Below are 24,027 nucleotides of genomic sequence, written 5' to 3'. Positions count from 1 at the left end.
GGCCTGGGCGGGGGCCGGCGCGGCGCCCGGGGCGCCCATGGGACGCCGGGCCCGGGCCCGGGCGGCGCCGAACACCCGCACGCGCTCGATCAGCTCGACTCGGAACGTCTCCGAGGTGGTGACGCCGCGGTTGCTCTCGGGCTTGGCGATGTAGTCGACGGCGCCGAGGGCGAGGCATTTCAGCGAGATGTCGGCGTTGCGCGTGGTCAGCGTCGACATCATCACGACTTGGAGATTCGGGCTCATCGCCAGCATGCGCGGCAGCGCCGTCTTGCCGTCGAGTTCCGGCATCTCGATGTCGAGCAGCACGACGTCCGGGTCGTGCTTGGCCATCATCTCCAGGGCGATGCGGCCGTTCGAGGCGGTCCCGGCGAGTTCGAACCCGGCCTCGGCGATCCAACGAGCGACGAGCCCGCGCACGACGGCCGAATCGTCGGCGATCAGCACCCGGATCGGAGCCGCCGTGGATGTCGTGGATTGCGCAGGCGGACTGCGAAGCGGGACGACCGCGGGGCTCAGGGCCATGATGTTTGCCTCGGGTACTGGGTCGCGGTTGGGGTCGGCGCCGATTCAGGCCGCGTCTGCGACGAGACCGACCTGTTCGAGCTTGGCCGCCAGGATGTCGCGGTCGAAGGGCTTCATGATGTACTCGTCCGCCCCCGCTCGGAGCGCCCGGGCGATCGCCCCGACATCGTTCTCGGTGGTGCAGAACAGGACCTTCGGGACGGTCCCCCCCTCGCTCTGGCGCAGGGCCTGGAGGAACGTGTAGCCGTCCATGTTCGGCATGTTCCAATCGAGCAGGATCGCGTCCGGCATGCCGGCCGCGCAGACTTCGAGCGCGGCGCTGCCGTCCTCGGCCTCGCTCACATTGATGCCGAGGGCCTCGATGATCCGCCGCGCGACCTTCCGGATCACCGCGGAATCGTCGACCACCAGGCAGGTCGTCTCGTGTGGCGCTTTCATACCCCCTCCTTCACGCGGCCTTCGCGCCGGCAGCGCTGAAGCCGAGGAGCGCGTCCACGTCGAGGATCACCAGGAGGCGGCCGTCGAGGCGGTGGACGCAGGTGGCGAGGTTGCGCCAGCGCGGATCCAGGTTGATCGGCACCGCCTCGCGGCTGGCGGTGCCGAGCTTCAGCACCTCGCCGACGCCGTCGACCACGAGCGCGAAGGTCTCGCCGCCCTGCTCCAGGCCGATCGCCATCTTGGGATTGGCCTTCTCGTCCTGCACCACGGCATCGGGCAGGCCCAGGCGCCGACGCAGGCACACCGCCGTGACCACGCGGCCGCGCAGGTTCAGCAGGCCGACGATCTCGGATGGCGCCAGCGGCACCGGCGTCACGCCGGAGGGGACGAACACGTCGTGGACGCGCTCGATCGCCAGGCCGAACAGGGTGTCGCCCACGAACACGGTGACATAGTCGTCGGTGGGGCCGGTCTCGGCGCCGTTGGCATTGGCAGCCTGCATCAGAACTCTCCGGGTTCGATCGTCGTAGGGCGGGCGGTGCCGGGATCAGGCGGCTTGAGAGACATCCGTGGCGCTGATCTCGGCCAGGGCCGCGATCAGTCCGCTGCGGTCGAACTTGGCCACGAGGTCGCTGATCGCCAGCGCCCGGGCCCGCTCCACCGCCTCGGCCCCGACCGACCCGGTCAGGCCGATCACCGGGAGGCCGGCGAGGCGCGGCTCGGAAGCCCGCATGGCGGCGACGAGGTCGAAGCCGCTGCGGCCGGGCATCTCGAGGTCGGTGACCACGATCTCGATCCGGGTCTCCGACTGGAGGAGTGCCAACGCGGCATCGGCGCTCGCCGCGGTGATGACCTGATAGCCCGCGGCCTTCAGCACCGGGCTCAGCATGTCGCGGAAGAAGGCCGAGTCGTCGACCAGAAGGAGCGTCGAGACCTGCTCCGACTTCTTCGGGCCGCGCGCCCAGTCGTCGTAGGCGAGCGGCAGGAAGTGGGCGATGTTGATGATGTCGGTGGCGCGGCCACGCAGCACCGCCGAGCCGATCAGGTCCGAGCGGTCGGCTGCGATCTCGATGTCGAGGCGCTCCTCGACGATGTCGACGATCTCATCGACCACCAGGCCCATGGCGCGCTCGCCGTCGGAGAACACCACCAGCGCCTGGGTGCCTTCGGAGCGGATCGTGATCGCCGAGTCGGCCGGGACCAGCGGCATCAGCCGGCCGCGGTACTGGATCAGCGGACGGCCGCCCAGCCACTCGACCTTGTCGCACTCGATCTCTTCGAGGCGGGTCACCAGGGAGAGCGGCACCGCCTTGAAGCTGCCCTGGCCGCCCTTGAACACCAGGAGCGTGGTCTTGGAGTCGATGCCGTCGGACATCTCCGCCTCGGCGTCGGGATCGGCATGGCTGTTGCTGCCCTGGACGCCCTGGGCGACCTGCCGGGCCACGCCGTTGGGATCGACGATCAGCACCACGGCGCCGTCGCCGAGGATCGTGTTGCCGGCAAACATCGGAATGTGCCGCAGCTTGGCCGACATCGGCTTCACGACGATTTCCTCCGTGTGGAAGACCTCGTCGACCAGAATGCCGAAGCGCTCGCGCCCGACCTGGGCCACCACCACGAAGCCCGCCTGCGTCGCCTCCTCGCCCGAGTCGGCCGATTGCCCGAGCAGACCGGTGAGCGACACGATCGGCAGCAGCCGCTCGCGCAGGCGCAGCACCGGCGAACCGTTGATGCGCTCGACCCGCTGCGCCCCGGCATCGACCCGCACCAGTTCGAGCACGGCCACCTGCGGCAGCGCGAAGCGATGCTCGCCGGCGCGCACGATCAGGGCGGCCACGATGGCCAGGGTCAGCGGGATCTTGATGGTGAAGGTGGTGCCGCGGCCCGCCGTGGTGGCGATGTCGATGATGCCGCCGATGGTCTCGATGTTGGTCTTGACCACGTCCATGCCGACGCCGCGGCCCGACACCGAGGTGACCGCCGCCGCGGTCGAGAACCCGGCGTCGAAGATGAACTTGGCGACCTGCGCGTCGGTCATCCGCTCGACATCGGCCTGGGCCGCCAGCCCGCGCTCTACCGCCTTCTTGCGGATCGCCGCGAGGTCGAGGCCCTTGCCGTCGTCGGCGATCTCGATCGTGATCGTGCCGCCCTCGTGGTAGGCGGCGAGGCGGATCGTGCCGCGGGCCGGCTTGCCCGCCGCGATGCGCCCGGCGGTGGACTCGAGGCCGTGATCGGCCGAGTTGCGGACCATGTGGGTCAGCGGGTCCTTGATCACCTCGAGGACCTGCCGGTCCAGCTCGGTCTCCGCGCCGACCATCACGAGGTCGATCTGCTTTCCGAGTTCGGCCGAGAGGTCGCGCACGACGCGCGGCAGCTTCTGCCAGGCGCTGCCGATCGGCTGCATGCGCGTCTTCATGACACCTTCCTGCAGCTCGGCGGTGACGTGGGACAGGCGCTGGAGCGGAACCTTGTAGCTCGAATCCTCGTGCCGGCGGGCGATCTCGAGGAGCTGGTTGCGGGTCAGCACAAGCTCCGAGACCATGGTCATCAGGTGCTCGAGCGTATCCACGTTCACGCGGATCGTCTGGATCTTTCCGGCCGCCGTGGTCTCGGTGGCCACCACGGCCTCGGTGTCACCCGCCGGCTCGGCCCTGCCCGAATCGGCCTCGGCCGGCTCGGCCTTGAGCACGACGGGGGCGGCGGGTTTGGCAGCGGCGGGCTTGGGTGCCTCGACCTTCGGCGCCTCGACGGGGGCCGGCGCGGCGAAGTCGGCCTCGCTCGGGCCCGGGGCTGCCAGGAAGGCCGCCTCCAGCTCGTCCAGGGTCACCTCGCCCGGCTTCGGCTCGCGGGAGACCGGATCCGGCAGCACTGGCTCGGGCGCGGGGGCCGGTGCCGCCTGGGCCTCCGGCTCGTCCGAGGCCATGCGCTCCAGCTCGGAGATCAGGTCGTCGTCGGAGCCCGCCGGCTCGGTGCCGGTGGCTTCCAGGTCGGCCAGGATCGCCTTCAGCCGGTCCAGGGTCGAGAGAATCACCGTGACCGATTCGGAGGTGGCGGGCAGGCCGTCCCGGAAACGGCCCATCAAGGTCTCGGCGGCGTGCGCCAAGGCCTCGAGGCGCGGAAGGCCGAGAAACCCGCAGGTTCCTTTGATCGTGTGGACGAGTCGAAAGATATTCCGCAGTATCGTCTGATTATTCGGATCCTGCTCGAACCGAACCAATTCAGCATCGACCGTGTCGAGGTGCTCCCCGCTCTCGGTCAGGAACTCACGAAGCAGGTCGTCCATCGGCGATACTCGTTACACGAAGAGGCTCTCGCGTAACGTACTTACTCGCGCGGGGTTAGGGAAGCGTTTCAATCCCCTCCCCACCCCGTGGTTTTCCAGTTTTTTAGGCGAGCGCCGTGCCGGAATCTTCCTCACCGGCCTCCGCGGGTGTTGCGATCACTGTCGGCGAGGCCGTGATCGTCACTTCATCACCTTCGATGGCGAATCGCACATCCATGGCGGCGGCCTGCGCCACGAGGCCGGCATAGAACGGCAGGATGGCGTGGGCGTCGACGGTGCCGCTCTCCGGGCTGCCGGCCATCAGCTCCTCGACATGGGGCGGGATGCGGGCATGCGAGCCCTTGGCGGTGAGCACGAGGGTCGGCGCCTCGCCGTCGCCGGAGACGGTGACGTCGATCAGGCCGCCCCGCGGGATCGCCGAGGTGGCGATCATCACGAGGTTCAGGAGCAGCTTGACCTTGTTCTTGGGGAACAGGGCCTGCGGCGCGCTCCAGGCCAGCTTGGTCTTCTCGTCGCTGAACATGCCCTTGGCCACGTTCTCGGCGTCGGCGAGGTCGATCGAGGCGCCGGCGGAGCCGGCCGCCCCGAAGGCGATCCGGGCGAATTTCAACCGGGCCGAGGCCTGCCGGGCGCTCTTGCCGATCAGTTCGAGGGCGAAGACCCGCATCGATTCGTCATCGTCGTCCTCCAGCACCTCCAGCCCGTTCACGATCGCGCCGACGGGGCTGATCACGTCGTGGCAGACGCGGGAGCAGAGCAGGGCGGCGAGGTCGAGGCCGTCGAGAGTCAGGCGGGGTGCGTTCGGGGAGGACATGCTGCGCTCCGGGCGGGCGGATCTGGGGGGCGAATAATCTGCGGGCCGGCCCGTCGCGTCGGAACCGCCGATCCTTGGCCGCCCGGTTGGCGGTCGAGTCCCCGCGAAACTCGCCGCGCGGCCCGGCGGCCGGGCCGGGGGCGATGGACCGGTCCGCACGGATAAACGCCACGGTCGCCTTTGAAAAGCGTTACCGGGCGGTTCGGCGGGCAACGCGGCGGGTCGCCCGGAAAGCCCCGGTGCCGGCCGCGCCCGGATCGGTTAGGATGCCGGCCATCGTGCCGAGGGCGACGCGGATCGTGCGTCGTCCCGGAAGCCCGGCGCGATCGGGGGCGGCGCGCGACAGGGAGGATCGGCGTGAGACGCGAGACCACCGGTCGAAGCGGACGCTCCATCGCCGGGGCACGCCCCGGCACGCCCCGGGGCCGGATCCGGGCGGCCGTGCCCGGCCGGCCGCGCTGACGATGGGCCGTCCGATGCTGCCCGAACCGACCCTGCGCGACAGCCTGCGCCCCAGCCTTCGGCCCGCCGATCCCGAGGCGGCCCGCGCGCGGCTCGCCGAGATCGAGCCGGCCCTCCCCGAAGGCTTCCTCACCCCCGCCTGTCGTGCCCTGCTGCTCGGTCTCGCCGACCATTCGCCGTTCCTCTGGCAGGCCGTCACCCGCGCCCCGGAGCGGCTCGTCGCCCTGATGGGGCAGCCGCCGGGCGCCGCCAGCCGGGCGATCATCGAGCGGCAGCGCGCGGTCGGGGGCGCCTGCGGGGCCAACCCCGACCTCGCGGAGGTGGGCCGCCAGCTCCGCAGGAACCGCGAGGCGCACGCCCTCCTGGTGGCGCTGGCCGATCTCGGGGGCTGCTGGGACCTCGACACGGTCGTCCGGGCCCTGTCCGACTTCGCCGACGCGTCGGTGAGCGCGGCAACCGACGCCCTGCTCCGGCAGGGCATGGCGGCCGGCCGGTTCCGGCCGCAGGACCCGGAGGCGCCGCAGGTCGGCTCCGGGCTGGTGATCCTGGCGCTCGGCAAGCATGGCGGGGCCGAGCTGAACTATTCCAGCGACATCGACCTCGTCGTCTTCTACGAGGCCGAGCCCGCCGCGGCCGCCACCGGCGGCGACCCCAAGGCGTTCTTCGTCAAGCTGGCGCAGGGCCTGGTGAAGCTCCTCTCGGAGCGCACCGCCGATGGCTACGTCCACCGGATCGACTACCGGCTGCGGCCGGACCCGGGCTCGACGGCGGTGGCGCTCTCAACCGGCTTCGCCTTCGACTACTACCAGACGCTGGGCCAGAACTGGGAGCGCGCCGCCTTCATCAAGGCCCGGCCGATCGCCGGCGACATCCCGGCCGGCGCGGCGTTCCTGGCCGATCTCGCGCCGTTCATCTGGCGCCGGCACTTCGACTTCGCGGCCATCGCCGAGATCCACGCGATGAAGCGGCAGATCCACCTGGTCCGCGGGCACGACACGATCACGGTGGCGGGCCACGACATCAAGATCGGCCGCGGCGGAATCCGGGAGATCGAGTTCTTCGTCCAGACCCAGCAGCTCGTGTTCGGCGGCCGCAAGCCCGCCCTGCGGGGGCGCCGGACCGTCGAGATGCTGTCCCGCCTCGTCGCGGAGGGCTGGATCGACGGACAAGCCCGGGACGAGCTCACGGAGGCCTACGGGTTCCTGCGCACCCTCGAGCACCGGATCCAGATGATCCGCGACGAGCAGACCCAGCGCCTGCCAACCGGGGATGCGGCGCTCGACGCGCTGGCCCTGTTCGCGGGCTTCCCCACGCGGGCGGCGTTCGAGGCGGCGCTGCTGCACCAGGCCGGCCGCGTCCAGGCCCATTACGCCCTGCTGTTCGAGGCGGCGCCCGGGGACGGAGCGCCGGAGGACGCCCTGGTGTTCGGCGAGAGCGAGGCCGACCCCGGCACCCTGGAGGCCCTGGCGGCGTTCGGGTTCCGCGATCCGCGGACAGCCTGGGAGACCGTGCAGGGCTGGCATGTCGGCCGCCGTCCGGCGCTCCAGGCCGGCCGCGCCCGGGAGATCCTGACCGAGCTGCTGCCGAGCCTGCTGCGGGCGCTCGGCGGCACGAACGATCCGGACGCGGCCCTGCTCACCCTCGACCGGGCCTTCGCCCGGATGCCGGCGGTGGCGGAGCTGCTCGCCATCCTGCGCTCGCACGCGCGCCTGCGCCTGCTGTTCGCCGACATCCTGGGGACCTCGCCCCACCTCGCCGACACGGTCAGCCTCAGCCCCCACGTCCTCGACACCGTGCTTGATCCCGACTTCGTGGCGCCGGTGCCGGATCCTGAGCAGGTCCGCGACCAGTACCGGGCGCTGGTCGGGCAGCCGCCGAGCCACGAGGAGCTTCTGGACCGGTGCCGGGACGCCACCCGGCAGATGGCCTTCGTCACGGGGGCGCGGCTCCTGTCCGGCCTGATCACGCCGCGCCAAGCCGGGGAGGCCTATTCGGCCATCGCGGAGGCGACGGTCGCGCTGAACCTGGAGGCGGAGGAGCGCCGGTTCGCGCAGGACCACGGCGCCGTTCCGAAGGGCCGGTGCTGCGTGCTGGCGCTCGGCCGGCTCGGATCCCGGCAGCTCAGCGCGGTCTCCGACCTCGACCTCGTGTTCCTGTACGATTTCGATCCGGAGAACCGGATGAGCGACGGCCCGCGCCCGCTCGACGCGGTCGTGGCCTATAACCGGTTGGCGCAGCGGCTCTACGCGGCGCTGACCACCGCCACACGCCGCGGCCGGCTCTACGCGGTCGACCTGCGCCTGCGGCCCTACGGCAGCCACAGCCCGCCCGCCGTGCAGCTGAACGGCTTCGTGACCTATCAGCGCGAGGCCGCCGAACCCTGGGAGCACATGGCCCTGACCCGGGCCCGGGTGGTGGCGGGCGATCCCGAACTCGGCGCGGCCGTCATGGCGGCCATCGCCGAGACGGTCGGGCAGCCGCGCGATCCCGCCCAGGTCTGCGCCGCGGCCGGGGAGATGCGCCGGCTCGTCGCCGCGGAGCGCGGCCATGCCGGGCCGTACGACCTCAAGCTCGCCCCCGGCGGGCTGTTCGACCTCGATTTCCTGGCCCAGTCCATCGTGCTGAGCCACCCGCAGGTCCAGGCCGACGGCATCGGCCTCTCGGGGGAGGCTGTGCTCCGGAAGGCCGGCGCGCGCGGGATCCTGCCCACCGCCATGACCGAGCCCCTGTCCGAGACCTACGGCTTCCTCGACGCGGTCTACCAATGGCAGCGGCTGGTGATGGCCGATCCCGGCGCCGTCCCCTCCGACGGCGCCGCCCGGCAGATCGCCAAGGCCGTGGGCTTGCCGGATGCCCGCAGCCTCGCGGCGGAGCTGCATCGCCACCGGCGCCGGACCTGTGCGCTGCTCGCCCGGATCAAGCGGACGGTGATCGGGGTCCAGTCCCCATAGAGGTATCAGCCCCCTATCCGTTCAGCCGCCACTCCCCGATCAACACCACGCAACGGAACCGTTTCCCGGCCCGAACCGTCGACAATCTCAACCCGCTCGGGCATGCAAGCGGGTGCGGGAGGCGACATGACGGGCGCGGCGATGTTTTCGGGGCCTGAGCGCGAGCGGATCGCCGCGGCGCTCGCCGAGATCGCCTGCGCCGCCGGTGAGGTGCTGCGGCGCTATCATCGCGGCCCCTGCCCCCACGCCCTCAAGCCGGACGGATCGCCGTCGAGCGCCGCCGACATCGAGGCCGAGGCCTTGATCGTCGCGGCGCTGGCCGCACGCTTCCCCGGAATGGCCGTCGTCGCCGAGGAGAGCACCCCGGCGGACGAACTCGCGGTGCGGCCGGCCCAAAATTTCTTCCTGGTCGATCCGCTGGACGGCACCCGCGACTTCTTGGCCGGGACGCCGGATTACTCCGTCAACATCGCCCTGATCGCGGGCGAGCGCCCGGTGGCGGCCGCCCTCGTGGCCCCCGGCCTCGGGCGGGCCTGGTGGGCCGGCGCGACCACCGTCGAGGCCCCCGTGATCGACGGGCACCCGGGCGCCGGCAGGCCGGTGCGGGCCCGTCCGGCGCCGCGCGGCGGCCTCGTCGCCCTGGGGAGCCGACGGCACGGCGACCCGGAGACCGCGACGTGCCTCGCCGCCCTGCCCGTTTCGGAGACTCGCCAGACCGGATCCGCCCTCAAGTTTGGGCTGATCGCGGCCGGCGAGGCGGACGTCTACGTCCGCTGCGGGCCGACCATGGAATGGGACACGGCCGCCGGCGACCACATCCTGGCGGCGGCCGGCGGCTGCGTGGTGGTCCCCGGCGGCGGCCCGATCCGGTACGGGCGCTACCGCGCCGGCTACCGCAACGGGCCGTTCGCGGCCCTGGGCGACCCTGATCTCGCCGCCGGCCTCGCCCTGCCGGCATCCGGGCCCGCCCGGCCGGTGCGGACGCGCCTCACCGCGGCGCATTCTTGATCGGCGCATCCCGAGGCGGCATGTCCAACTGGTCCTGCAGGCCGGGCCAGGCCGCCTCCGCCTGACGGACCAGTTCGGGCGCGGCCAGGAACCGGTCGCGCCGGGCCGCATCCCGGAACAGGTAGAGGCGCTCGCCGATCACGGCGAAGACCAGGGGGTCGGCATCGACCAGGCGCCCGTCCAGGATGCCGGCGGCGTCGAAGCCGCCGAGCCGCGGGGCGTAGACCTCCGGGTTGTCCCGGAAAGCCGTCCTGTCGGCGCTGCTGGCGAAGCGCCAGACCTGGCCGCCCCACGAGATCTCGAACCGTGGGGCGCCGGCCCGCGGCCCGTCCTTGAGGAAATAGCTGACCGGGTCGAACCCCTGGAGCGCCAGAAGCTCGATCGCCGCCGTGTCTCCCGGCTCGGCCGCCGCAGGCGCGCCGGCCATCAGGGCGGCGAACGCCAGAATGGGCATCAGGCCGGTTCGGCCAGCCCGTATGCGCCAGTACCCGGGACACCGCGCGCGGAGCGAGGCCGGGGCCGGAGCGGCGTCAGGGCGCGTTAACCACATCTTGCGGTTTTCCTCAGAAGCTGGTCCCACGGTTCGGTCCGCGCCGTCCCGGATCGCGGGCCCGTCCTCGTGCGGATCCCGGTCGCGGATGCGGCCGCGACCGGCTCGTGCCCGCGGCGGCCTGGATCCGCCGCGGAACCGTTAAAGCATCGCGCGGAAGATGGTCACCGGCTTTCGGACGATGCGAGTCTCAAGACCGGCAACATCGGCCTGGATCCGATGCTGCCGTTGAACCGGGCGAGGAGGCAACGATGACGGTACGAGACGAGCGCGGCACCCACCGCCGCCACCTGCTCCGCGCGGGCCTCGGCCTGGCGCTGGGCGCGCCCCTGGCGGGCGTTTCCGGAATCGGCGCGGCGCTGGCGCGCGGAGGCGAACTGGACACGCCCGAGACGTTCCGCCCCGGCGAGATCGTGGAATCGGGCCATCGCTTCTTCGGGTCGGTGTCCCGCGGCCTCGCACTCACCGTCGAGGAGGCGGGACGGCGCTGGGGCGAGCCGAACGGCTACATCCTCGGACAGGAGGGCGGGGGCGCGGTGGTCGCCGGCGTCCGCTATGGCGAGGGCACGCTCTACACCCGCAACGCCGGGCAGAAGCACGTCTACTGGCAGGGTCCCTCCGTGGGCTTCGACGTCGGCGGCGACGGCGCCCGCACCATGATGCTGGTCTACAACCTGCCGAACGTGCGCGAGCTGTTCCGGCGCTTCGGCGGCGTCGACGGCTCGGCCTACCTGGTGGGCGGCTTCGGCATGACGGCGGTCGTGAGCGACCGTATCATCGTGGTGCCGATCCGCAGCGGCGTCGGCGCCCGGCTGGGGATCAATGTCGGCTATCTGAAGTTCACCCGGGAGGCGACCTGGAACCCGTTCTGATTGATGGGTGGAGCTTGATTTCGCCCCGGCGGCCGACCTGGGTTAGACTGATCCTGGGCCGGGTCTTCCGGCCGTCTGCGCGGGCCGTCCCCTCGTGATCGAAACCGTGATGATCTTCGCGCTGGGTTTCCTGGCGGCGAGCCTGTGCGGCCTCCTGCTGCTCCCGGCCCTCAACGCGCGCGCCGCGCGCCTGGCCCGACGGCGGGCGGAGGCGCGGCTGCCGCTGTCGCCGGCCGAGATCGCCGCGGAGCGGGATTTCCTGCGCGCGCAGTTCGCCGTGCAGCAGCGGCGCCTGGAGCGCAGGGTCGAGACCGTGCAGGCCAAGCGCCATGCCGACCTCGCGGCGATCGGTGCCGGCGCCATGCGGGCGGCAGCCCTCGCCCGGGACGTGGCGGCCCGCGACGCCGAGATCGCCCAGGCGCAGGCCAAGACCCGGGAACTCGAGACCGAACTCGCCAGCGCCCGCGAGGACGGGACCGCGAGCGCCGCCACGCTCCGCGTCCTCGAGGAGGCGCACGCGGACCTGCTCGACAGCCTCCTGGCGGTCCGGCAGGGCCGGCGCGCCGAGCAGACGCCGGCCGGCAATGCCGACGCGAATCCCGTCGCCCAGGCGGCGGAGCGCGACGACTTGCGCGCCAGCCTGAAGGCCGCCGAGGAAGCTCTCGCCCAGACGCTGGCGGATCGTCAGGGCGGCGTCGAGCGAGAGAACGCCGACCTGCGCAGGCGGATCTCGGAGGTCGCCGACGCCCTCACCGGCCAGGACCGGATGCCCAGGGCGACCTTTCCGGCCCCGCAGCCCGAGCGCGTCTGATCGGAGCGCAAAGCCCGATCGCCGCTGAGAAACGTTCGCTGATTGCCTTGTTTCGACCATGCAAAGGCATCATCGCAACCGGGACTTTTCCCGACATTCCTGCCTCCGAGAGATGGTACGTATCCCCATGCGCCTGAAGCCAATCCTTCTCGCCGTCGCGGCGGCTACCGCCCTGACGCTGCCGGCCGCGGCGCAGCAGTCGAAGCGCGGCAACGAGACCCTGAAGAAATACTGCACCGGCGATTATCTGACCTATTGCGGCAACCTGGCCCCCGACGATCCGGCCACCGACGCCTGCTTCCAGAAGAACTGGAAGAAGCTCAGCGAGAATTGCCGCCGGGCGATCGACGCCTACGAGGCCCAGCAGCAGCAGGACGCCCCGGCCAAGGGCAAGCAGGGCGCACGCGGGACCAAGGATCAGCGCGGCTGAGGCCAAGCCCGGCTTGCTGTGGCGGGTCGGCGCTCGCGCCGGCGCCCGCCAACCGCTAAGGTGAGGCTCCCGCCGGCCCTCGAGCGCCGGCGCCGAGCCCGCCGGATCCTCGCGCGATGTTGTCGTCTCCCGCCCTGAAGCTCCTCGCCGCTTCCGGCCTCGTCGCCCTGGCGCTCGCCGCCTGCGGCCGACGCGGCTCCCTGGAGCCACCGCAGACCGCGGCCCCGTCCCCGGCCGCGCAGGCGGGCTCCGACGCGGTCGCCGGCCGCCGGACCCTGCCGGTCTCGGTCGGCCTCGGCGGCGGCGCGGAAGAGCCGACGGCGGCTGCCGTGCGGGCCGGGGACGAGCTGTCCATCGCGGCGGTTCCGCCGGGCGGCACCGGGGCACCGATCGAGACCGGCCGCGGCGCGAAGCGCGGCTACCGGATCCCCAAGGAGCCTTTCATTCTCGATCCGCTGCTGTAGACGGCTTCTGCCGGAGGCCGCCTCCGCGCCTGCGCCGTGTCGCGCCCTCGTCGATGGGCGCCCCGCCGGCAGGCGGCCGGGATGTTTCACGGGAAACACCCCGCGCTCCGGCACGCAGGAGAGACACGGCCGAGATGCACCATTTCCACTATCGCGACGGTCGCCTGCAGGCCGAGGACGTCGATCTGACGGATCTCGCAGCGGAAGTCGGCACGCCCTTCTACTGCTACAGCAGCGCCACCCTGGAGCGGCACTACCGGGTCTTCGCGGAGGCCTTCGCGGGCGACGACGCGCTGGTCTGCTTCGCCATGAAGTCGAATTCGAATCAGGCCGTGCTGCGGACCCTCGCCGCCCAGGGCGCGGGCATGGATATCGTCTCGGGCGGCGAGCTGCATCGGGCGCTCGCGGCCGGGGTCGATCCGGCCAAGATCGTGTTTTCCGGCGTCGGCAAGACCCGGGACGAGATGGTGGCGGCGCTCCAGGCCGGAATCTTCTGCTTCAACGTCGAGAGCGAGCCCGAACTCGCCCAGCTGTCCGAGACGGCAACCGGCCTCGGTCTGACGGCCCCCGTCTCGGTGCGGGTCAACCCGGACGTGGATGCCGGCACCCACGCCAAGATCTCCACCGGCAAGTACGAGAACAAGTTCGGTATCCCGATCACCCGGGCCCCGGAGGTCTATGCCGCGGCCGCCGCCCTGCCGGGGATCGCGATCCACGGCGTCGACATGCATATCGGCAGCCAGATCACCGACTTGGCCCCGTTCGCCAGCGCGGCACGGCTGCTCGCCGACCTCGCCCGGCAGTTGCTGGCGGCCGGCCATCCCCTGCGCCACATCGATTTCGGCGGGGGTCTCGGCATCCCGTACCGGGACGACAACGCCCCGCCGCCCGACCCCGCCGCCCTGGCCGAGACCCTGCGTCCGCATTTCACGCCGCTCGGCCTGCGCCCGGTCTTCGAGATCGGCCGGATGATTTCCGGCAATGCCGGGATCCTGGTGACCCGGGTGCTGTACGTGAAGCAGTCCGAGGGGCGCACCTTCGTGATCATCGACGCGGCGATGAACGACCTGATCCGCCCCACCCTGTACGAGGCGTATCACGGCCTGCGCCCCGTCGCCGAGCCGGGGCCGGACACGCCCCGCATCGTCGCCGACGTGGTCGGCCCGGTCTGCGAGACCGGCGACTATCTCGCCCTCAACCGCGAGATGCCCGCGGTGCAGGCGGGCGACCTGATCGCCGTGATGAGCGCGGGCGCCTACGGGGCGGTCCAGGCCGGCACCTACAACACCCGCGCCCTCGTGCCGGAGGTGCTGGTGCGCGGCGACCGGGCGGCCGTGGTGCGCCCGCGCATGAGCGTGGAGGATCTCGTCGCCCTCGATCGAGTGCCGGACTGGCTGGCGTGACCGGCGCGCCGGTGGGCTTGCGAGAAGCCAGCGCGGGACCGCTGCCCCTGTCGATCTTCATCATCGCGCGGAACGAGGCGGACCGGATCGGCGCCACCATCCGGGCGGTGCGCGACCTGACCGACGACCTCGTGGTCGTCGATTCGGGTTCCACGGACGGCACCCAGGCCCTGGCGACCGCGCTGGGCGCCCGGGTGATCCACAAGCCCTGGCCCGGCTACGGTCCGCAGAAGCGCTTCGCCGAGGAGCAGTGCCGGCACGTCTGGCTGCTGAACCTCGACGCCGACGAGGTCGTCCCCGCCGAGCTGGCGGCCGAGATCCGCACCCTGTTCGCCTCCGGCGAGCCCAGCCGGCCGGCCTGGCGGATCGGCATCGCGGAGGTCTTTCCGGGCGAGGGCCGGCCCCACCCGTGGGCCTACCGGCTGACTCCGGTTCGCCTCTATCGCAAGGACCGGGGGCGCTACGCGGCCTCCCCGGTCCACGACCGCGTCGCCCTGGAGCCCGGGGTGAAACCCGGCCGCCTGCGCGGGGTGATCCACCATTTCTCGGTGCGCTCGCTCGGCGATCAGCTGGACAAGCTCAACCGCTACTCCGACCAGCAGGCGGACGACCTCGAGGCCCGGGGCGTGGTGATTCCCACCTGGCGCGTGTTCGTCGAGCTGCCGGGCAACTTCCTCAAGGCCTATCTCGGCCGACGCCACGTCGTGCGCGGCACCTACGGCTTCCTGACGGCCATGAACTACGCGATCTCGCGGCATCTGCGCATCGCCAAACACTACGAACGCCGCCGCCGCACCGCCACCGGTCCGGATCGGGTTGACCCGCCCGATCCGACCTTCTAGAGCCAGAGCGCCGGAGACGTGGCCGAGCGGCTGAAGGCACTCGTTTGCTAAATGAGCATGCCCCGAAAGGGGTATCGAGGGTTCGAATCCCTCCGTCTCCGCCACTCACGTGGCTCAAGCGCCTGCCCCAATTCACATTCTCCAAGCGGCCGACATGCCGCTCGACTGTCGAACAGCGGGCGACTTCGGTTCGTCCGTATGTCCAGCGCTGATGGACGGTCGCCCGGCCAAGGTCTGCTGGTTTCGCGCGAGCGGCATGCGGGACGTGTTGGCTGAGGCGTTGGGTGCAGATCCGCCTGGGCGGTGGCTGCGACCCAAGCGATGCACCCGGATGCGCCCCGTCGCGCTCCGATCCCGCCGCGGCGGATCCGTCTGAGTTTACGTCGAACACCCGCGTCGCGGATCGGCCGCGACGCGGGTAAGCGGCCCGGGGCCGCGGTGGGACGGGTAAGGTCGGCGCTTCGGACGTGTCCTCCGTCAAGTCAGCGACGTGACGGCCGTCCGGCGACGAGGAGTTCCAGATCGACAGCGTGCCGCCCTCCGGCCGCCATGAGGAATGGCCCGGAGCTTCCACCGCCGCCGAAAGCGCGAATGAACCGATCTTGCAGCCCGAATCCGAACCGATGACGGTCGCGCTTCACCCTACGCCGGGTCGCGGCGCGAAATCGGACCGACCGTTACCGGTTGCGTGAACGTCCGGGCCTGGACTGGTATACTCGGATCATTGACGTGAGCAGGATCAACCAGCCAGAACGCGTGATCTGAACAGCGTCGTACAGGGGCCGATGGGCGCTCCCGTACGGAAGAAGGACGGTCCTTCCCATGCTCTCGCGTGAAGCACCTGACGGACCTTCGACGACCGAGGGGTTGCCGCGGCATGTCCAGGACCTGATCGGCCGCCGGTTGAACGAGATCCTGCCCTCCATGGAGGAGGTCGATCCCGGAACGCGACTCGGGCAGGTCCTGCTGCGGCTCCGGGCCGCCCTGCGCGATGCTCAGGTGGAGCGGCAGGTCTCGCAGGCGTTCAGCGACGGCCTTATCGCGGCGGTGCCACGCCTGCGCCGGTTCGCGATGGTCCGCGCCGGCAGCGCGGCCGAGGCGGACGACATGGTGCAGGGGACCTTGCTGAAGGCGTGGGAGCATCGCGCCCGCTTCCAGCCCGGCACGAACCTGATCGCTTGGCTGTTCACGATCCTGCGCAACGCGCACATCAACCAGGGGCTGCGGTCTCGGCGCGAGGTCGAGGACGTCGACGGGACCCATGCGTCCCGCCTGAGCCTGCCGCCCGAGCAGGAGCATCGCATCGGCCTCGCCGAGTTGCAGGCGGCCCTGAACGATCTCCCGACCGAGCAGCGGGAAACCCTCCTGCTCGTGGTGCTGGAGGGTCTCGTCTACGAGGAGGCGGCCACGATCCTCGGGTGCCAGCCCGGTACGGTGAAGAGCCGGGTCAGCCGGGCCCGCGAGCGCCTCTCCCTCGCCCTGGGCGTGTGACGTCTCCGCCGCGGTCAGGCAGGTGGTGACAGCCAGCCGTCGCCGGACCTCGGATATCCGCCGATCGGGTTCGTGACGGCCTCAGGATCGGGCGCCGGCACCGCCGCGCAGGTAACGATAAGGTGAGTCCCCTCAGCCAGATACAATTGGCAACGTATTCGATCGTAGAAACCTGCAACCCTCCCGCGGGGATCGATGTTTTCAGGCCATCGCAGCAGAGGAGGTGCAGATGCGACTCAAGCTTGTTGGCGCGGCAGCCCTGGCACTGGGAACGATTGCAGCGACGGCCGGTACCGCGCAGGCTCGCGATGGATGCGGGTTCGGCGGCCACCGCGGCTATGACGGGTACTGCCGACCGAACGTCATCTACCGTCCCGTCGTGGTCCGGCCGGTCTTCTACGGCTACCGCAGGGTCGGCTGGTACGGCCCCCGCTGGCATCGCTGGGGCGGCTATCGCCCCGTCGGGTTCCACCGGCCCTGGGGCTGGCACGGCGGCTACCGGCACGGTGGCTGGCACCACCGCTGGTGATCCGACCTTGACCTGAACGAAGCCGCCCGGAGCGACGCCGGGCGGCTTCTCACGGACCGCAGCAGCCTCGAGCCATCAGATGCCGAGTACGTCGCACATGAAAAGGGGCACCCGGATCGAATCCGAGTGCCCCGACAGGTGATGGCGTCAGGCGGTCAGAGGCTCAGTAGCCGTAACCGTAAGCCGGATAACCGTAGCCGCCGCCGTAGCCGTAAGCCGGCGCATAGCCGTAGGCCGGCGCGTAACCGTAGCCGCCGCCGTAGTAACCGACCGGGCGTCCGTAGCCGTAGCCACCACCGTAGCCGCCGTAGCTGTTGGCCACGATGGCGCCTGCCGCGAGGCCGGCGATGCCGAGGCCGATGGCCGCGCCCGGACCGATGCCGCGACGGTAACCATAGCCGCGTCCGTAGCCACGATATCCGCCGTAGCCGCCGCGGAACCCGACGCCCCGGTATCCGTAGCCGCCATGACCGTAGCCGCCGCCGTAACCCCAGCCGCGAGCCTCGGCGGGTGCCGACGCCAGCAGGCCTAGTCCGAGCAGTGCCGTGGAAGCGAGTGCAAGCTTGCGCATCCGGGTTGTCCTGTTGTGGTGAATATGGCGTCTCAACAATTTCGCCGCCGGCCCGTTCCAAATTGAAGGTGGTTCAGCCTGTCACGGTACAGAAGGATGGGCATACCGGTGAGAGCGTCGAAAGCGGCGGACAGGGCCTTGGCGGCGCACCGCCTGCCGGATCCGGCGTTCACACGGCTACGCCTGCCGGCACTCTGGCACCGTGCGCGCCCGCACAGGTCTTCGCAGCGTGCGAGATCGGCGAAGACGCCATCCTGATGCGTCATCCAGGAAGGCCGCCGTGGGATCGATCAATCCAGTCTCCCGTCGGATTGATGAACGATCCGACCAGAACTGGTTCAGGGCGCCGGCCACATCCTCTGGGCATCCGGTCCGGCAGGTGCGGGCCGACGGGTTCAGGAGATCGGGTCATGGTGCGTTCCAGGATGCTCGGTATCGCCGCGGTCGTCGCGGCAGGACTTGCCACCGGCACGGCGGCGAAGGCGGCCCCGTTCGGTTACGCGCCGCCGGACAGCACCGTTCTGATCGAGCGCGTGGCCGGCGGCTGCGGTCCGGGCTTTCATCCGAACCCATGGGGCCATTGCCGTCCCAACGATCGCGGATGGGGCTATGGCGGCCCCCGCGGCCCCTATGGTGGCCGCCCGGGATACGGGTACGGCCACGGGGGCGGGTATGAGCGCGGCCCCGGCGGCTACGACGGCCCGCGCCGGTTCTACGGCGGCTGGTAGTTCGTACGCTCCCCGGCGCGGACCCGGCGTCTGAACCGTCCGGGTTCCCGGGCGGTTCTCCCGGCGGAGGTTGCCATGTCCGATGTGTCCCAAGAGCCGAAGCGTGTGAACGTCGAAGACCCGAGTTCGGCCGCCTATTGGGCGCGCCGCCTTCAGGTGCCGGTCGAGAATGTGACGGAAGCCGTGCAGGCGGTCGGCGATGATCCGGCCGCCGTCGCGGCCCATCTCGGCCGACCGTGGCCGTACGACGGCAGCGGTATCGTGTAGGATGAAGGCCCGCTGTCAGCTGGGGTACGGACCGATGCGGCCCCACGGTCAATTACAACCACAGAGTGCAATTATCTGAGATCGTCGACCCAAAAGTAGTATTCGACGCCTTATGGTCAAGCTGATACGCAGTCTTTGCAGCTGTGTGCGTCGCAATAACTGAGACATGCTCTGGCATGGTTTCCGTGCAGAGCATGACTTTATGATCGATGAATTCTCGGACGACCAAGCCGGCAGCCCGGAGCCGGGCTCCGAGATGGCGCAGGAAGCCAACGGAGTCGCGTTTCTACTCGCCAGCGCGGCCTACCTGGCCCTGGCGGATGCCTACATGCGCCGGGAGGGCCCACAGGCCCTGACGGTGATGGAAGAGATCGAGGACCGGATCGAGGAGGCGCTCCAGAGCTTCGTCACGGAAACGTCCTACGACGAGGCGCGCCCCGACATCCTCGCCCACGCCACCGCGAAGATCCGCGCGCTGCTCGAGGCCGGGCGCTCGATGTCGCCGGGACCGGGCTCGCTCCAGTAAGGCGCGGACCCAGGGCCCCTCCGGCATCGTGGAGCGAGGGAGGCCGCCCCCTACGGACGGGCCGCGGGCGCCTGCGTGTTCGGAGTCTGCGGGCTCGGAGTCTGCGGGCCGGGAGTCTGAGGCGCCGGTTGGGTCTGCTGCTGCGGAGCCGGCGCGGTCTGGTCGGTCTGCAGCGCCTCGTTGGCCTTGGTCTGGATCTGGTCGGCGGTCTGCTGGCTGATCACCCCGTAGGACACAGCCGCCGCGAGCGCGACGGCGACCACGGCCCCGATGATCGTCTTCATGAGCTTGGGCGGCATGCGGACCTCCTCGTCGGCGCCGGCGGCGTGTCAGGCGGCTTCCCTGCGGGTGACAACCAGCGCCCAGATCGTCGCCGGGATCCATCCGATGATCGTGATGTGGAGGATGATGCAGAGGATGCCCTGCAGAATCTTCCCGCGCAGGAACATGGCGAGCCATGGCGCGAGGAAGCAGATGATGATCATGATCATGGGTTGAACGGCTCCTTGCAGCGGAGACATAGGCAGCCTGGCCGTTTCAGGTAGGGCCGATCCCGCCGCGTTTTCCTACCACGCGTGCACGAGGTGCCCCCCGGCCAGCACGAGCACGGCGAGGGTCACGAGCGAGATCAGGACCTTCCGGACCACGCCGGCCGCGCGGTCGGAGCGACGCCGGCCGTCCGGTGTCTTGAGGACCCGGATCTTCGGATCCGAGAGATGCTGCGTCAGGCTTTCGGGCAAAGCCCGCTTCGAAGCGCCAGACCTCGGCCGACCCCTGCGCATGCGCATCCCTGCTTAAAACCGCCGCCCCTTTGGCATCGCTCCCGCGCGGCCGGCCCATCGTGCCGGACAGCGGTCTTCGGGACGACGCCCTATCCGACGGTCACGGCACCGTCGATCGGGTTCACCGCGACGACGCGCGGCCCGCGGATCTCGGGGTCCCGCTGTTCCCACGCGGACAGGGCCGCGTTGGCGGCCTCGACGAGCGCTCCGGGCGAACCGGTCCCGACCTGGGGGCGGATCGCCTCGACGAGCCGCGCCAGGATCGTCTGCTCTTCGAGCGGGTGGGCGGGCATCGTCGCCTGCCGGCAGAACGCGGCGTAGACGTTCTCGGCAATCCTCCGGGCGACGCCGTCGGCGTGCGGTGTGTCGTCAGCCATCTGTCCGTCTCCCGATCGCCTGCGGCGCGCGAGCCGCCGAAGCGGGGACCGGCCCGGCGCCGGCGCGCGTGACATCAAAGCCCGAGCGGCGAACAGGGTTGCACTGCAATCGGCACCGCTCCCGCGGCGCTGCGGCTGAAGCTCAGTCGTCGTCGGTATCGGCCGGCGAGCCGGGCGGCAGGGGGCCGTCATCGATGACGCCGCGATCCCCGTAATTGTCGGGTACGCCGTCGAAGCCGACGACGCCGTCGGGATTGTCCGGCGTCACGTTCGGATCGACCCGCCGGATGCCGTCGCGGTTGAGGCGCCTGTCGAGCCGGTCCATCCGCCTGAGGTCGCGCTGGACCGGAACGTCCTGCATGCTCTGCGCCAGCGCTTCCGGTGCTGCCGTGAGGGCCATGACGGCACCGAGAGCCAGAAGCCTCATGTCGGATCGCCCTTCGCGTTCAGGTCCGCATGCGTGCCCGCGGAGCGTTGCCGGCGCGTGTCGGCGCGGCCGCAGGCACAGTGCCGGTGATTGCCCGGGGAATCAACGATAAGTGGCAGGCTGTCCCGCCTCCTGTTCGGGACGCGGCCGACGACCGTCAATCGACCCCGCATCCTTCCGCCCGTTTCCGCCGGCGGCGTTCCGCGTTCTGCTGCGCCTGCTCCTGCCAGCTGTCCTCGGGCGGGATCACGGCGACCCGGTCGGACTCGACGGCCAGGGCGTCCAGGTCCCGCATCCCGGTGGGCAGAGACCCGGTCGTCTGCGGGTCGTCGCAGCCCGGCCCGGACCGGTCGCCCCGGGCGAGGGCCGGGCCCGCGCATACGATCATCAAGGCCAGGAACGCGAAGCGGTGTTTCATGCGGGATGCCAAAGGAAGCCGTCAAACGATCCGTCGGCGGCGGGCGGAGAGCCGAGCCGCCGTCGGATCGTGGATACCGAAGAGGGGTATGGCGAAACGCTTAACGAAAAAGAGCCCGCCGCGGCTTGTGCCGAGCGGGCTCGAAGGGGTCGTCTTGGGAGGAGCCGTCACCTACCGCGCCTCCGGCGGCCGGGACACCGGTCATGAGGCATGGCCGACGCGCGCTGGCGGCATGTAACCGCCACGCTGGCCGGCTTGAGAACCGTTCCCAAGAGCAATCTTCGGGGCTTTTCGCGTCCATCGACGGCGATTCACGGCACCGGACGGGTGGGCCGGGCGCGGAGATCCGGCAGGCCCGCTTCGGAGTTCGGGCCGGGACTTTCTGATCATGCCACACAAGCGACGACGCGATGACCCGGAACACCCCTCCTGAGAGGCGAAATCTTATTCCGAAATGCAACTTCTGATTAGTATTGGCCGCGCTATCGTGCGCCCGTATTGCCGCGTGGCGAGGCTCCCATGTACCGCGCTCTGGCCTGCCTGACCGACGAGCACACCCCCTGGGTGGTTCCCCTGGCGGCCTGTGTCTGCTGGATCTCGTGCTACGTCGCCCTGCTGCTCGAGCAGCGCGTGCGCAAGGGCGGCGCCTGGGCGCCGAGCTGGCTTCTGGCCGCCAGCTTCTCGGCCGGCGCCGGCATCTGGAGCACCCACTTCATCGGGATGCTCGGGTACGATCCCGGAATCGTCGTCGGCTACGAGGTCGCCACCACGCTGCTGTCGCTGATCGTCGCCATCGCGGCCGCCCTGGTCGCCTTCACGCTGCTGCGCGCCGCGCACCAGGGCGCGCCCTGGGCCGGGGCCGTCGCCGGCCTGGTCCTGGGCGGCGGCATCGCCTGCATGCACTTCCTGGGCATCGCCGGCGTGGTGCTGCCCGGACATTTCGACTGGGATCCGACCCTGGCCGTCGTGGCGGCGACGATCGGCTGCGGCCTCTCCGGCGCGGCCCTGATGGTCCATGGACGCGGCGGCGACGGCCGGACCCGGATGGCCGCCGCCACGATCCTGACGGCGGCCATCGCCGGGCTGCACTTCCTGGCCATGGCGGCGGCGCGCGTGGTCCCGGACCCGGCGCAGGAGACCCTGGATCTCGGCCTCGCCCGCGGTGCGGTGGCGGGCGGCATCGCCGTGATGATGGCAGTGATCCTGGCCTTCGCGGCGCTGGCGCTGATGCTGGACCACCTGCGCACCATCAACGCGGCGCTGGCCCGCCAGGGCCTCGCCCTGCGCGAGAAGACCCTGCTGCTCGACATGACCCTGGACAGCATGGACCAGGGGCTGATCCGGGTGGACGGGCGCGGCACGGTTCAGGTGTGCAACGAGCGCGCCCTGGCGCTCCTCGACCTGCCGCGCGCGATGATGCTGGGGGCCCCGAGCTACAAGGCCGTCCTGCGCCATCAGCTGCGCCACCGCGAGCACAACCGCACCGACCGGTCGTACCGGGACTGGATCGAGCGCGGCGGTCCGGAGCAGGCGCATGTCCACGAGCGCGTGCGCCCGAACGGCCTGGTGCTGGAGATCCGGACCGTGCCGCTGCCGGACGGCGGCTTCGTGCGGACCTTCACGGACATCACCCAGCGCAAGGCCGCGGAGGCCGAGGTCGCACGGCTGGCGCGGCACGACATCCTGACCGGCCTGCCGAACCGCGGCCTGTTCCGGGAGCATCTCGACGGGTGCCTCACCGAGATCGCAATCCGGGGCGGCACCGCTTCGGTCCTTTACCTCGACCTCGACGGCTTCAAGGGCGTGAACGACACGCTCGGCCACCAAGCCGGCGACGACCTGCTGCGCAGCGTGGCGGACCGGTTGCGGTCGTCGGTGGGGGACGGCGTCGTGGCGCGCCTGGGCGGCGACGAGTTCGCCGTCCTGCTCACCGGCGGCCCCGAGGAAGCCGTCACGGTCGCCGAGCGCCTGACCGGCCTGTTCGCGGCGCCGCTCCAGGTGGGCGGGCAGCGGATCGGCGTCGGCCTGAGCGTCGGCATCGCGGTGGCGCCGGAGCACGGGGTGAGCGCGGAATGCCTGTACCGGCGCGCCGACCTCGCGCTCTATCGGGCCAAGGCCGAGGGCCGGGGCACCTACCGGGTGTTCGCGGCCGACATGGACGAGGAAGCGGAGGAGCGCCGGGTGCTGGAGAGCGACCTGCGGCAGGCGATGGCCGACGAGGCGCTGAGCCTGCACTACCAGCCCCAGGTCGACGGCGCGACGGGCGTACTGGTGGGCTTCGAGGCGCTGGTGCGCTGGACCCATCCGGTGCGCGGCCAGATCCCGCCCGGGGTGTTCGTCCCCCTGGCCGAGGAGACCGGGCTGATCATCGCGCTCGGCGACTGGGTGCTGCGCGAGGCGTGCCGCGAGGCCGCGACCTGGGCGCCGTCGCTCAAGGTCGCGGTGAACCTGTCGCCGCGGCAGTTCCAGAAGCCGGACCTGCCCGAGACGGTGCTGGCCGTGCTGGCCCAGACTGGCCTGTCGCCCGACCGGCTGGAATTGGAGGTCACCGAGAGCGTGATCATCAACGACATGGCCCGGGCGATCAACATCCTGCGGCGCCTGAAGAGCTTCGGCGTCCGGATCAGCATGGACGATTTCGGCACCGGCTACGCGTCGCTGGCGACCCTGCAGGCCTTCCCGTTCGACAAGATGAAGATCGACCGCTCGTTCGTGGCGCAACTCGGCGTCGATCCGCAGGCGGCCGTGATCGTGCGCGCCGTGCTGAGCCTCGGCCGGAGCCTCCGGATGGGGGTCGTCGCCGAGGGCGTCGAGACGCCCGCGCAGAGGCGGTTCCTGGCCGACGAGGCGTGCGGGGAGATGCAGGGCTACCTGTTCGGCAAGCCGCGCCCGATCGGCGACTACGCCGAGATGCTGTGTTTTCCGGACCACTCCGAAGAGATGGCGCCCGTCGCCCGGGCGCGGGCCTGACGCACCCGCGCCGTTGAAGGATCCGACGATGCACGGCCCGGAACGCCAACCTGCAAGACAATCCGCCGCGGCGCCGGGCCGGGCGGGA

27 protein-coding genes and 1 tRNA gene are annotated in these 24,027 nt (G+C 71.0%); 15 read left to right on the top strand and 13 right to left on the bottom strand.

The genetic code is table 11. The features are described 5' to 3' along the window. The 5 genes from FV233_RS12535 to FV233_RS12515 all read right to left on the bottom strand — a co-directional run. Window positions 1-525, bottom strand: a 525-nt coding sequence (locus FV233_RS12535; protein ID WP_147897668.1) for a response regulator, incomplete at its 3' end; no start/stop codon positions are given. A 45-nt stretch (window positions 526-570) separates the two neighbouring features. After that, on the bottom strand, window positions 571-963 hold the full coding sequence (locus FV233_RS12530; protein WP_147856739.1) for a response regulator: 393 nt from the start codon (window positions 961-963) through the stop codon (window positions 571-573). A 10-nt stretch (window positions 964-973) separates the two neighbouring features. Then, on the bottom strand, window positions 974-1,465 hold the full coding sequence (locus FV233_RS12525) for a chemotaxis protein CheW (protein ID WP_147897667.1): 492 nt from the start codon (window positions 1,463-1,465) through the stop codon (window positions 974-976). 45 nt (window positions 1,466-1,510) lie between these two features. After that, a complete protein-coding gene (locus FV233_RS12520) occupies window positions 1,511-4,246 on the bottom strand; it encodes a hybrid sensor histidine kinase/response regulator (RefSeq protein ID WP_147897666.1) in 2,736 nt (911 codons plus the stop codon). A gap of 103 nt (window positions 4,247-4,349) precedes the next feature. After that, window positions 4,350-5,060: a histidine phosphotransferase family protein gene (locus tag FV233_RS12515; protein WP_147857590.1), complete on the bottom strand. Its 711-nt coding sequence runs from the start codon at window positions 5,058-5,060 to the stop codon at window positions 4,350-4,352. 476 nt (window positions 5,061-5,536) lie between these two features. Here FV233_RS12515 and FV233_RS12510 point away from each other — a divergent pair, with 476 nt between their 5' ends. Both FV233_RS12510 and FV233_RS12505 read left to right on the top strand, forming a co-directional pair. Continuing rightward, window positions 5,537-8,473 carry a bifunctional [glutamine synthetase] adenylyltransferase/[glutamine synthetase]-adenylyl-L-tyrosine phosphorylase gene (locus FV233_RS12510; RefSeq protein WP_147897665.1) on the top strand — a complete coding sequence of 979 codons (2,937 nt, stop codon included), beginning with the start codon at window positions 5,537-5,539 and terminating at the stop codon, window positions 8,471-8,473. A gap of 126 nt (window positions 8,474-8,599) precedes the next feature. Then, a complete protein-coding gene (locus FV233_RS12505; RefSeq protein WP_147897664.1) occupies window positions 8,600-9,481 on the top strand; it encodes a 3'(2'),5'-bisphosphate nucleotidase CysQ in 882 nt (293 codons plus the stop codon). On the opposite strand, the gene FV233_RS12500 is transcribed toward FV233_RS12505, so the two are convergent. Next, complete coding sequence (locus FV233_RS12500; RefSeq protein WP_238261423.1) at window positions 9,462-9,935, bottom strand: YHS domain-containing (seleno)protein; 474 nt, start codon at window positions 9,933-9,935, stop codon at window positions 9,462-9,464. The genes FV233_RS12505 and FV233_RS12500 overlap by 20 nt on opposite strands. Before the next feature lie 347 nt (window positions 9,936-10,282). On the opposite strand from FV233_RS12500, the gene FV233_RS12495 reads away from it, so the two are divergent. From FV233_RS12495 to FV233_RS12455, 9 genes are all read left to right on the top strand, one after another. Continuing rightward, window positions 10,283-10,903, top strand: coding sequence for a DUF1134 domain-containing protein (locus FV233_RS12495; protein WP_147857583.1), 621 nt, complete (start codon window positions 10,283-10,285; stop codon window positions 10,901-10,903). Between the two features lie 109 nt (window positions 10,904-11,012). Continuing rightward, entirely contained in the window at window positions 11,013-11,714 is a 702-nt protein-coding gene (locus tag FV233_RS12490; protein ID WP_147897663.1) for a hypothetical protein, read from the top strand. A 127-nt stretch (window positions 11,715-11,841) separates the two neighbouring features. Beyond that, window positions 11,842-12,144: a 3',5'-cyclic-nucleotide phosphodiesterase gene (locus FV233_RS12485; protein WP_147857822.1), complete on the top strand. Its 303-nt coding sequence runs from the start codon at window positions 11,842-11,844 to the stop codon at window positions 12,142-12,144. Between the two features lie 116 nt (window positions 12,145-12,260). Next, window positions 12,261-12,608, top strand: a complete 348-nt coding sequence (locus FV233_RS12480) for a lipoprotein (RefSeq protein ID WP_147897662.1) — start codon at window positions 12,261-12,263, stop codon at window positions 12,606-12,608. Window positions 12,609-12,742: 134 nt separating this feature from the next. Beyond that, window positions 12,743-14,011: a diaminopimelate decarboxylase gene (gene lysA, locus FV233_RS12475; protein WP_147854935.1), complete on the top strand. Its 1,269-nt coding sequence runs from the start codon at window positions 12,743-12,745 to the stop codon at window positions 14,009-14,011. Beyond that, window positions 14,008-14,853 carry a glycosyltransferase family 2 protein gene (locus FV233_RS12470; protein WP_246689971.1) on the top strand — a complete coding sequence of 282 codons (846 nt, stop codon included), beginning with the start codon at window positions 14,008-14,010 and terminating at the stop codon, window positions 14,851-14,853. Before lysA ends, FV233_RS12470 begins: the two co-directional genes overlap by 4 nt. A gap of 12 nt (window positions 14,854-14,865) precedes the next feature. Then, window positions 14,866-14,957, top strand: a tRNA-Ser gene (locus FV233_RS12465). Between the two features lie 763 nt (window positions 14,958-15,720). Continuing rightward, a complete protein-coding gene (locus FV233_RS12460; RefSeq protein WP_246689970.1) occupies window positions 15,721-16,344 on the top strand; it encodes a sigma-70 family RNA polymerase sigma factor in 624 nt (207 codons plus the stop codon). 229 nt (window positions 16,345-16,573) lie between these two features. Further along, window positions 16,574-16,873, top strand: coding sequence for a hypothetical protein (locus FV233_RS12455; protein ID WP_147854933.1), 300 nt, complete (start codon window positions 16,574-16,576; stop codon window positions 16,871-16,873). A gap of 163 nt (window positions 16,874-17,036) precedes the next feature. Here FV233_RS12455 and FV233_RS12450 read toward each other — a convergent pair whose 3' ends face one another. Then, window positions 17,037-17,444 (bottom strand): hypothetical protein, encoded by a 408-nt coding sequence (locus tag FV233_RS12450; protein ID WP_147854932.1) that lies wholly within the window; start codon window positions 17,442-17,444, stop codon window positions 17,037-17,039. 410 nt (window positions 17,445-17,854) lie between these two features. Between FV233_RS12450 and FV233_RS12445 the strand changes: the two genes are divergently transcribed. From FV233_RS12445 to FV233_RS12435, 3 genes are all read left to right on the top strand, one after another. Continuing rightward, window positions 17,855-18,172 (top strand): hypothetical protein, encoded by a 318-nt coding sequence (locus FV233_RS12445; RefSeq protein WP_147854931.1) that lies wholly within the window; start codon window positions 17,855-17,857, stop codon window positions 18,170-18,172. A gap of 75 nt (window positions 18,173-18,247) precedes the next feature. Then, on the top strand, window positions 18,248-18,439 hold the full coding sequence (locus FV233_RS12440) for a DUF3606 domain-containing protein (RefSeq protein WP_147854930.1): 192 nt from the start codon (window positions 18,248-18,250) through the stop codon (window positions 18,437-18,439). A gap of 202 nt (window positions 18,440-18,641) precedes the next feature. Then, window positions 18,642-18,965, top strand: a complete 324-nt coding sequence (locus FV233_RS12435) for a hypothetical protein (protein WP_147854929.1) — start codon at window positions 18,642-18,644, stop codon at window positions 18,963-18,965. A gap of 50 nt (window positions 18,966-19,015) precedes the next feature. On the opposite strand, the gene FV233_RS12430 is transcribed toward FV233_RS12435, so the two are convergent. The 6 genes from FV233_RS12430 to FV233_RS12410 all read right to left on the bottom strand — a co-directional run bounded on the left by FV233_RS12430 (window position 19,016) and on the right by FV233_RS12410 (window position 20,969). Beyond that, window positions 19,016-19,264, bottom strand: coding sequence for a hypothetical protein (locus FV233_RS12430; RefSeq protein WP_147897661.1), 249 nt, complete (start codon window positions 19,262-19,264; stop codon window positions 19,016-19,018). 30 nt (window positions 19,265-19,294) lie between these two features. After that, the gene (locus FV233_RS12425; RefSeq protein WP_147854927.1) at window positions 19,295-19,456 is read right to left on the bottom strand and encodes a YqaE/Pmp3 family membrane protein; all 162 of its coding nucleotides are present in this window, start codon (window positions 19,454-19,456) and stop codon (window positions 19,295-19,297) included. Window positions 19,457-19,531: 75 nt separating this feature from the next. Continuing rightward, window positions 19,532-19,705, bottom strand: a complete 174-nt coding sequence (locus FV233_RS30295) for a hypothetical protein (protein ID WP_187277720.1) — start codon at window positions 19,703-19,705, stop codon at window positions 19,532-19,534. A gap of 131 nt (window positions 19,706-19,836) precedes the next feature. Beyond that, window positions 19,837-20,124 (bottom strand): hypothetical protein, encoded by a 288-nt coding sequence (locus FV233_RS12420; RefSeq protein WP_147854926.1) that lies wholly within the window; start codon window positions 20,122-20,124, stop codon window positions 19,837-19,839. Between the two features lie 142 nt (window positions 20,125-20,266). Beyond that, a complete protein-coding gene (locus FV233_RS12415) occupies window positions 20,267-20,551 on the bottom strand; it encodes a hypothetical protein (protein ID WP_147854925.1) in 285 nt (94 codons plus the stop codon). A 157-nt stretch (window positions 20,552-20,708) separates the two neighbouring features. Beyond that, window positions 20,709-20,969, bottom strand: coding sequence for a hypothetical protein (locus FV233_RS12410; protein WP_147897660.1), 261 nt, complete (start codon window positions 20,967-20,969; stop codon window positions 20,709-20,711). Window positions 20,970-21,488: 519 nt separating this feature from the next. Here FV233_RS12410 and FV233_RS12405 point away from each other — a divergent pair. Then, the gene (locus FV233_RS12405) at window positions 21,489-23,939 is read left to right on the top strand and encodes an EAL domain-containing protein (protein ID WP_147897659.1); all 2,451 of its coding nucleotides are present in this window, start codon (window positions 21,489-21,491) and stop codon (window positions 23,937-23,939) included. Window positions 23,940-24,027 lie beyond the last annotated feature (88 nt).

The sequence above is a fragment of the Methylobacterium sp. WL7 genome (genome assembly GCF_008040085.1).
In the GTDB taxonomy this organism is placed as follows: Bacteria; Pseudomonadota; Alphaproteobacteria; order Rhizobiales; family Beijerinckiaceae; genus Methylobacterium; species Methylobacterium mesophilicum.
Note: the sequence above shows the minus strand (reverse complement) of the source record. Positions and strands in the feature narration are given on the sequence as shown.

What these genes read in the sequence shown, in the direction of transcription:
- FV233_RS12420 (WP_147854926.1), bottom strand. Translation starts at nt 20,124, where the DNA reads ATGGCTGACGACACACCGCACGCCGACGGCGTCGCCCGGAGGATTGCC.
- FV233_RS12455 (WP_147854933.1), top strand. Translation starts at nt 16,574, where the DNA reads ATGCGACTCAAGCTTGTTGGCGCGGCAGCCCTGGCACTGGGAACGATT.
- FV233_RS12440 (WP_147854930.1), top strand. Translation starts at nt 18,248, where the DNA reads ATGTCCGATGTGTCCCAAGAGCCGAAGCGTGTGAACGTCGAAGACCCG.
- FV233_RS12430 (WP_147897661.1), bottom strand. Translation starts at nt 19,264, where the DNA reads ATGCCGCCCAAGCTCATGAAGACGATCATCGGGGCCGTGGTCGCCGTC.
- FV233_RS12525 (WP_147897667.1), bottom strand. Translation starts at nt 1,465, where the DNA reads ATGCAGGCTGCCAATGCCAACGGCGCCGAGACCGGCCCCACCGACGAC.
- FV233_RS12410 (WP_147897660.1), bottom strand. Translation starts at nt 20,969, where the DNA reads ATGAAACACCGCTTCGCGTTCCTGGCCTTGATGATCGTATGCGCGGGC.
- FV233_RS12485 (WP_147857822.1), top strand. Translation starts at nt 11,842, where the DNA reads ATGCGCCTGAAGCCAATCCTTCTCGCCGTCGCGGCGGCTACCGCCCTG.
- FV233_RS12515 (WP_147857590.1), bottom strand. Translation starts at nt 5,060, where the DNA reads ATGTCCTCCCCGAACGCACCCCGCCTGACTCTCGACGGCCTCGACCTC.
- FV233_RS12415 (WP_147854925.1), bottom strand. Translation starts at nt 20,551, where the DNA reads ATGAGGCTTCTGGCTCTCGGTGCCGTCATGGCCCTCACGGCAGCACCG.
- FV233_RS12490 (WP_147897663.1), top strand. Translation starts at nt 11,013, where the DNA reads ATGATCTTCGCGCTGGGTTTCCTGGCGGCGAGCCTGTGCGGCCTCCTG.
- FV233_RS12425 (WP_147854927.1), bottom strand. Translation starts at nt 19,456, where the DNA reads ATGATCATGATCATCATCTGCTTCCTCGCGCCATGGCTCGCCATGTTC.
- FV233_RS12450 (WP_147854932.1), bottom strand. Translation starts at nt 17,444, where the DNA reads ATGCGCAAGCTTGCACTCGCTTCCACGGCACTGCTCGGACTAGGCCTG.
- FV233_RS12530 (WP_147856739.1), bottom strand. Translation starts at nt 963, where the DNA reads ATGAAAGCGCCACACGAGACGACCTGCCTGGTGGTCGACGATTCCGCG.
- FV233_RS12510 (WP_147897665.1), top strand. Translation starts at nt 5,537, where the DNA reads ATGCTGCCCGAACCGACCCTGCGCGACAGCCTGCGCCCCAGCCTTCGG.
- FV233_RS12500 (WP_238261423.1), bottom strand. Translation starts at nt 9,935, where the DNA reads ATGCCCATTCTGGCGTTCGCCGCCCTGATGGCCGGCGCGCCTGCGGCG.
- FV233_RS12445 (WP_147854931.1), top strand. Translation starts at nt 17,855, where the DNA reads ATGGTGCGTTCCAGGATGCTCGGTATCGCCGCGGTCGTCGCGGCAGGA.
- lysA (WP_147854935.1), top strand. Translation starts at nt 12,743, where the DNA reads ATGCACCATTTCCACTATCGCGACGGTCGCCTGCAGGCCGAGGACGTC.
- FV233_RS12505 (WP_147897664.1), top strand. Translation starts at nt 8,600, where the DNA reads ATGACGGGCGCGGCGATGTTTTCGGGGCCTGAGCGCGAGCGGATCGCC.
- FV233_RS12480 (WP_147897662.1), top strand. Translation starts at nt 12,261, where the DNA reads ATGTTGTCGTCTCCCGCCCTGAAGCTCCTCGCCGCTTCCGGCCTCGTC.
- FV233_RS12435 (WP_147854929.1), top strand. Translation starts at nt 18,642, where the DNA reads ATGATCGATGAATTCTCGGACGACCAAGCCGGCAGCCCGGAGCCGGGC.
- FV233_RS12405 (WP_147897659.1), top strand. Translation starts at nt 21,489, where the DNA reads ATGTACCGCGCTCTGGCCTGCCTGACCGACGAGCACACCCCCTGGGTG.
- FV233_RS12495 (WP_147857583.1), top strand. Translation starts at nt 10,283, where the DNA reads ATGACGGTACGAGACGAGCGCGGCACCCACCGCCGCCACCTGCTCCGC.
- FV233_RS12520 (WP_147897666.1), bottom strand. Translation starts at nt 4,246, where the DNA reads ATGGACGACCTGCTTCGTGAGTTCCTGACCGAGAGCGGGGAGCACCTC.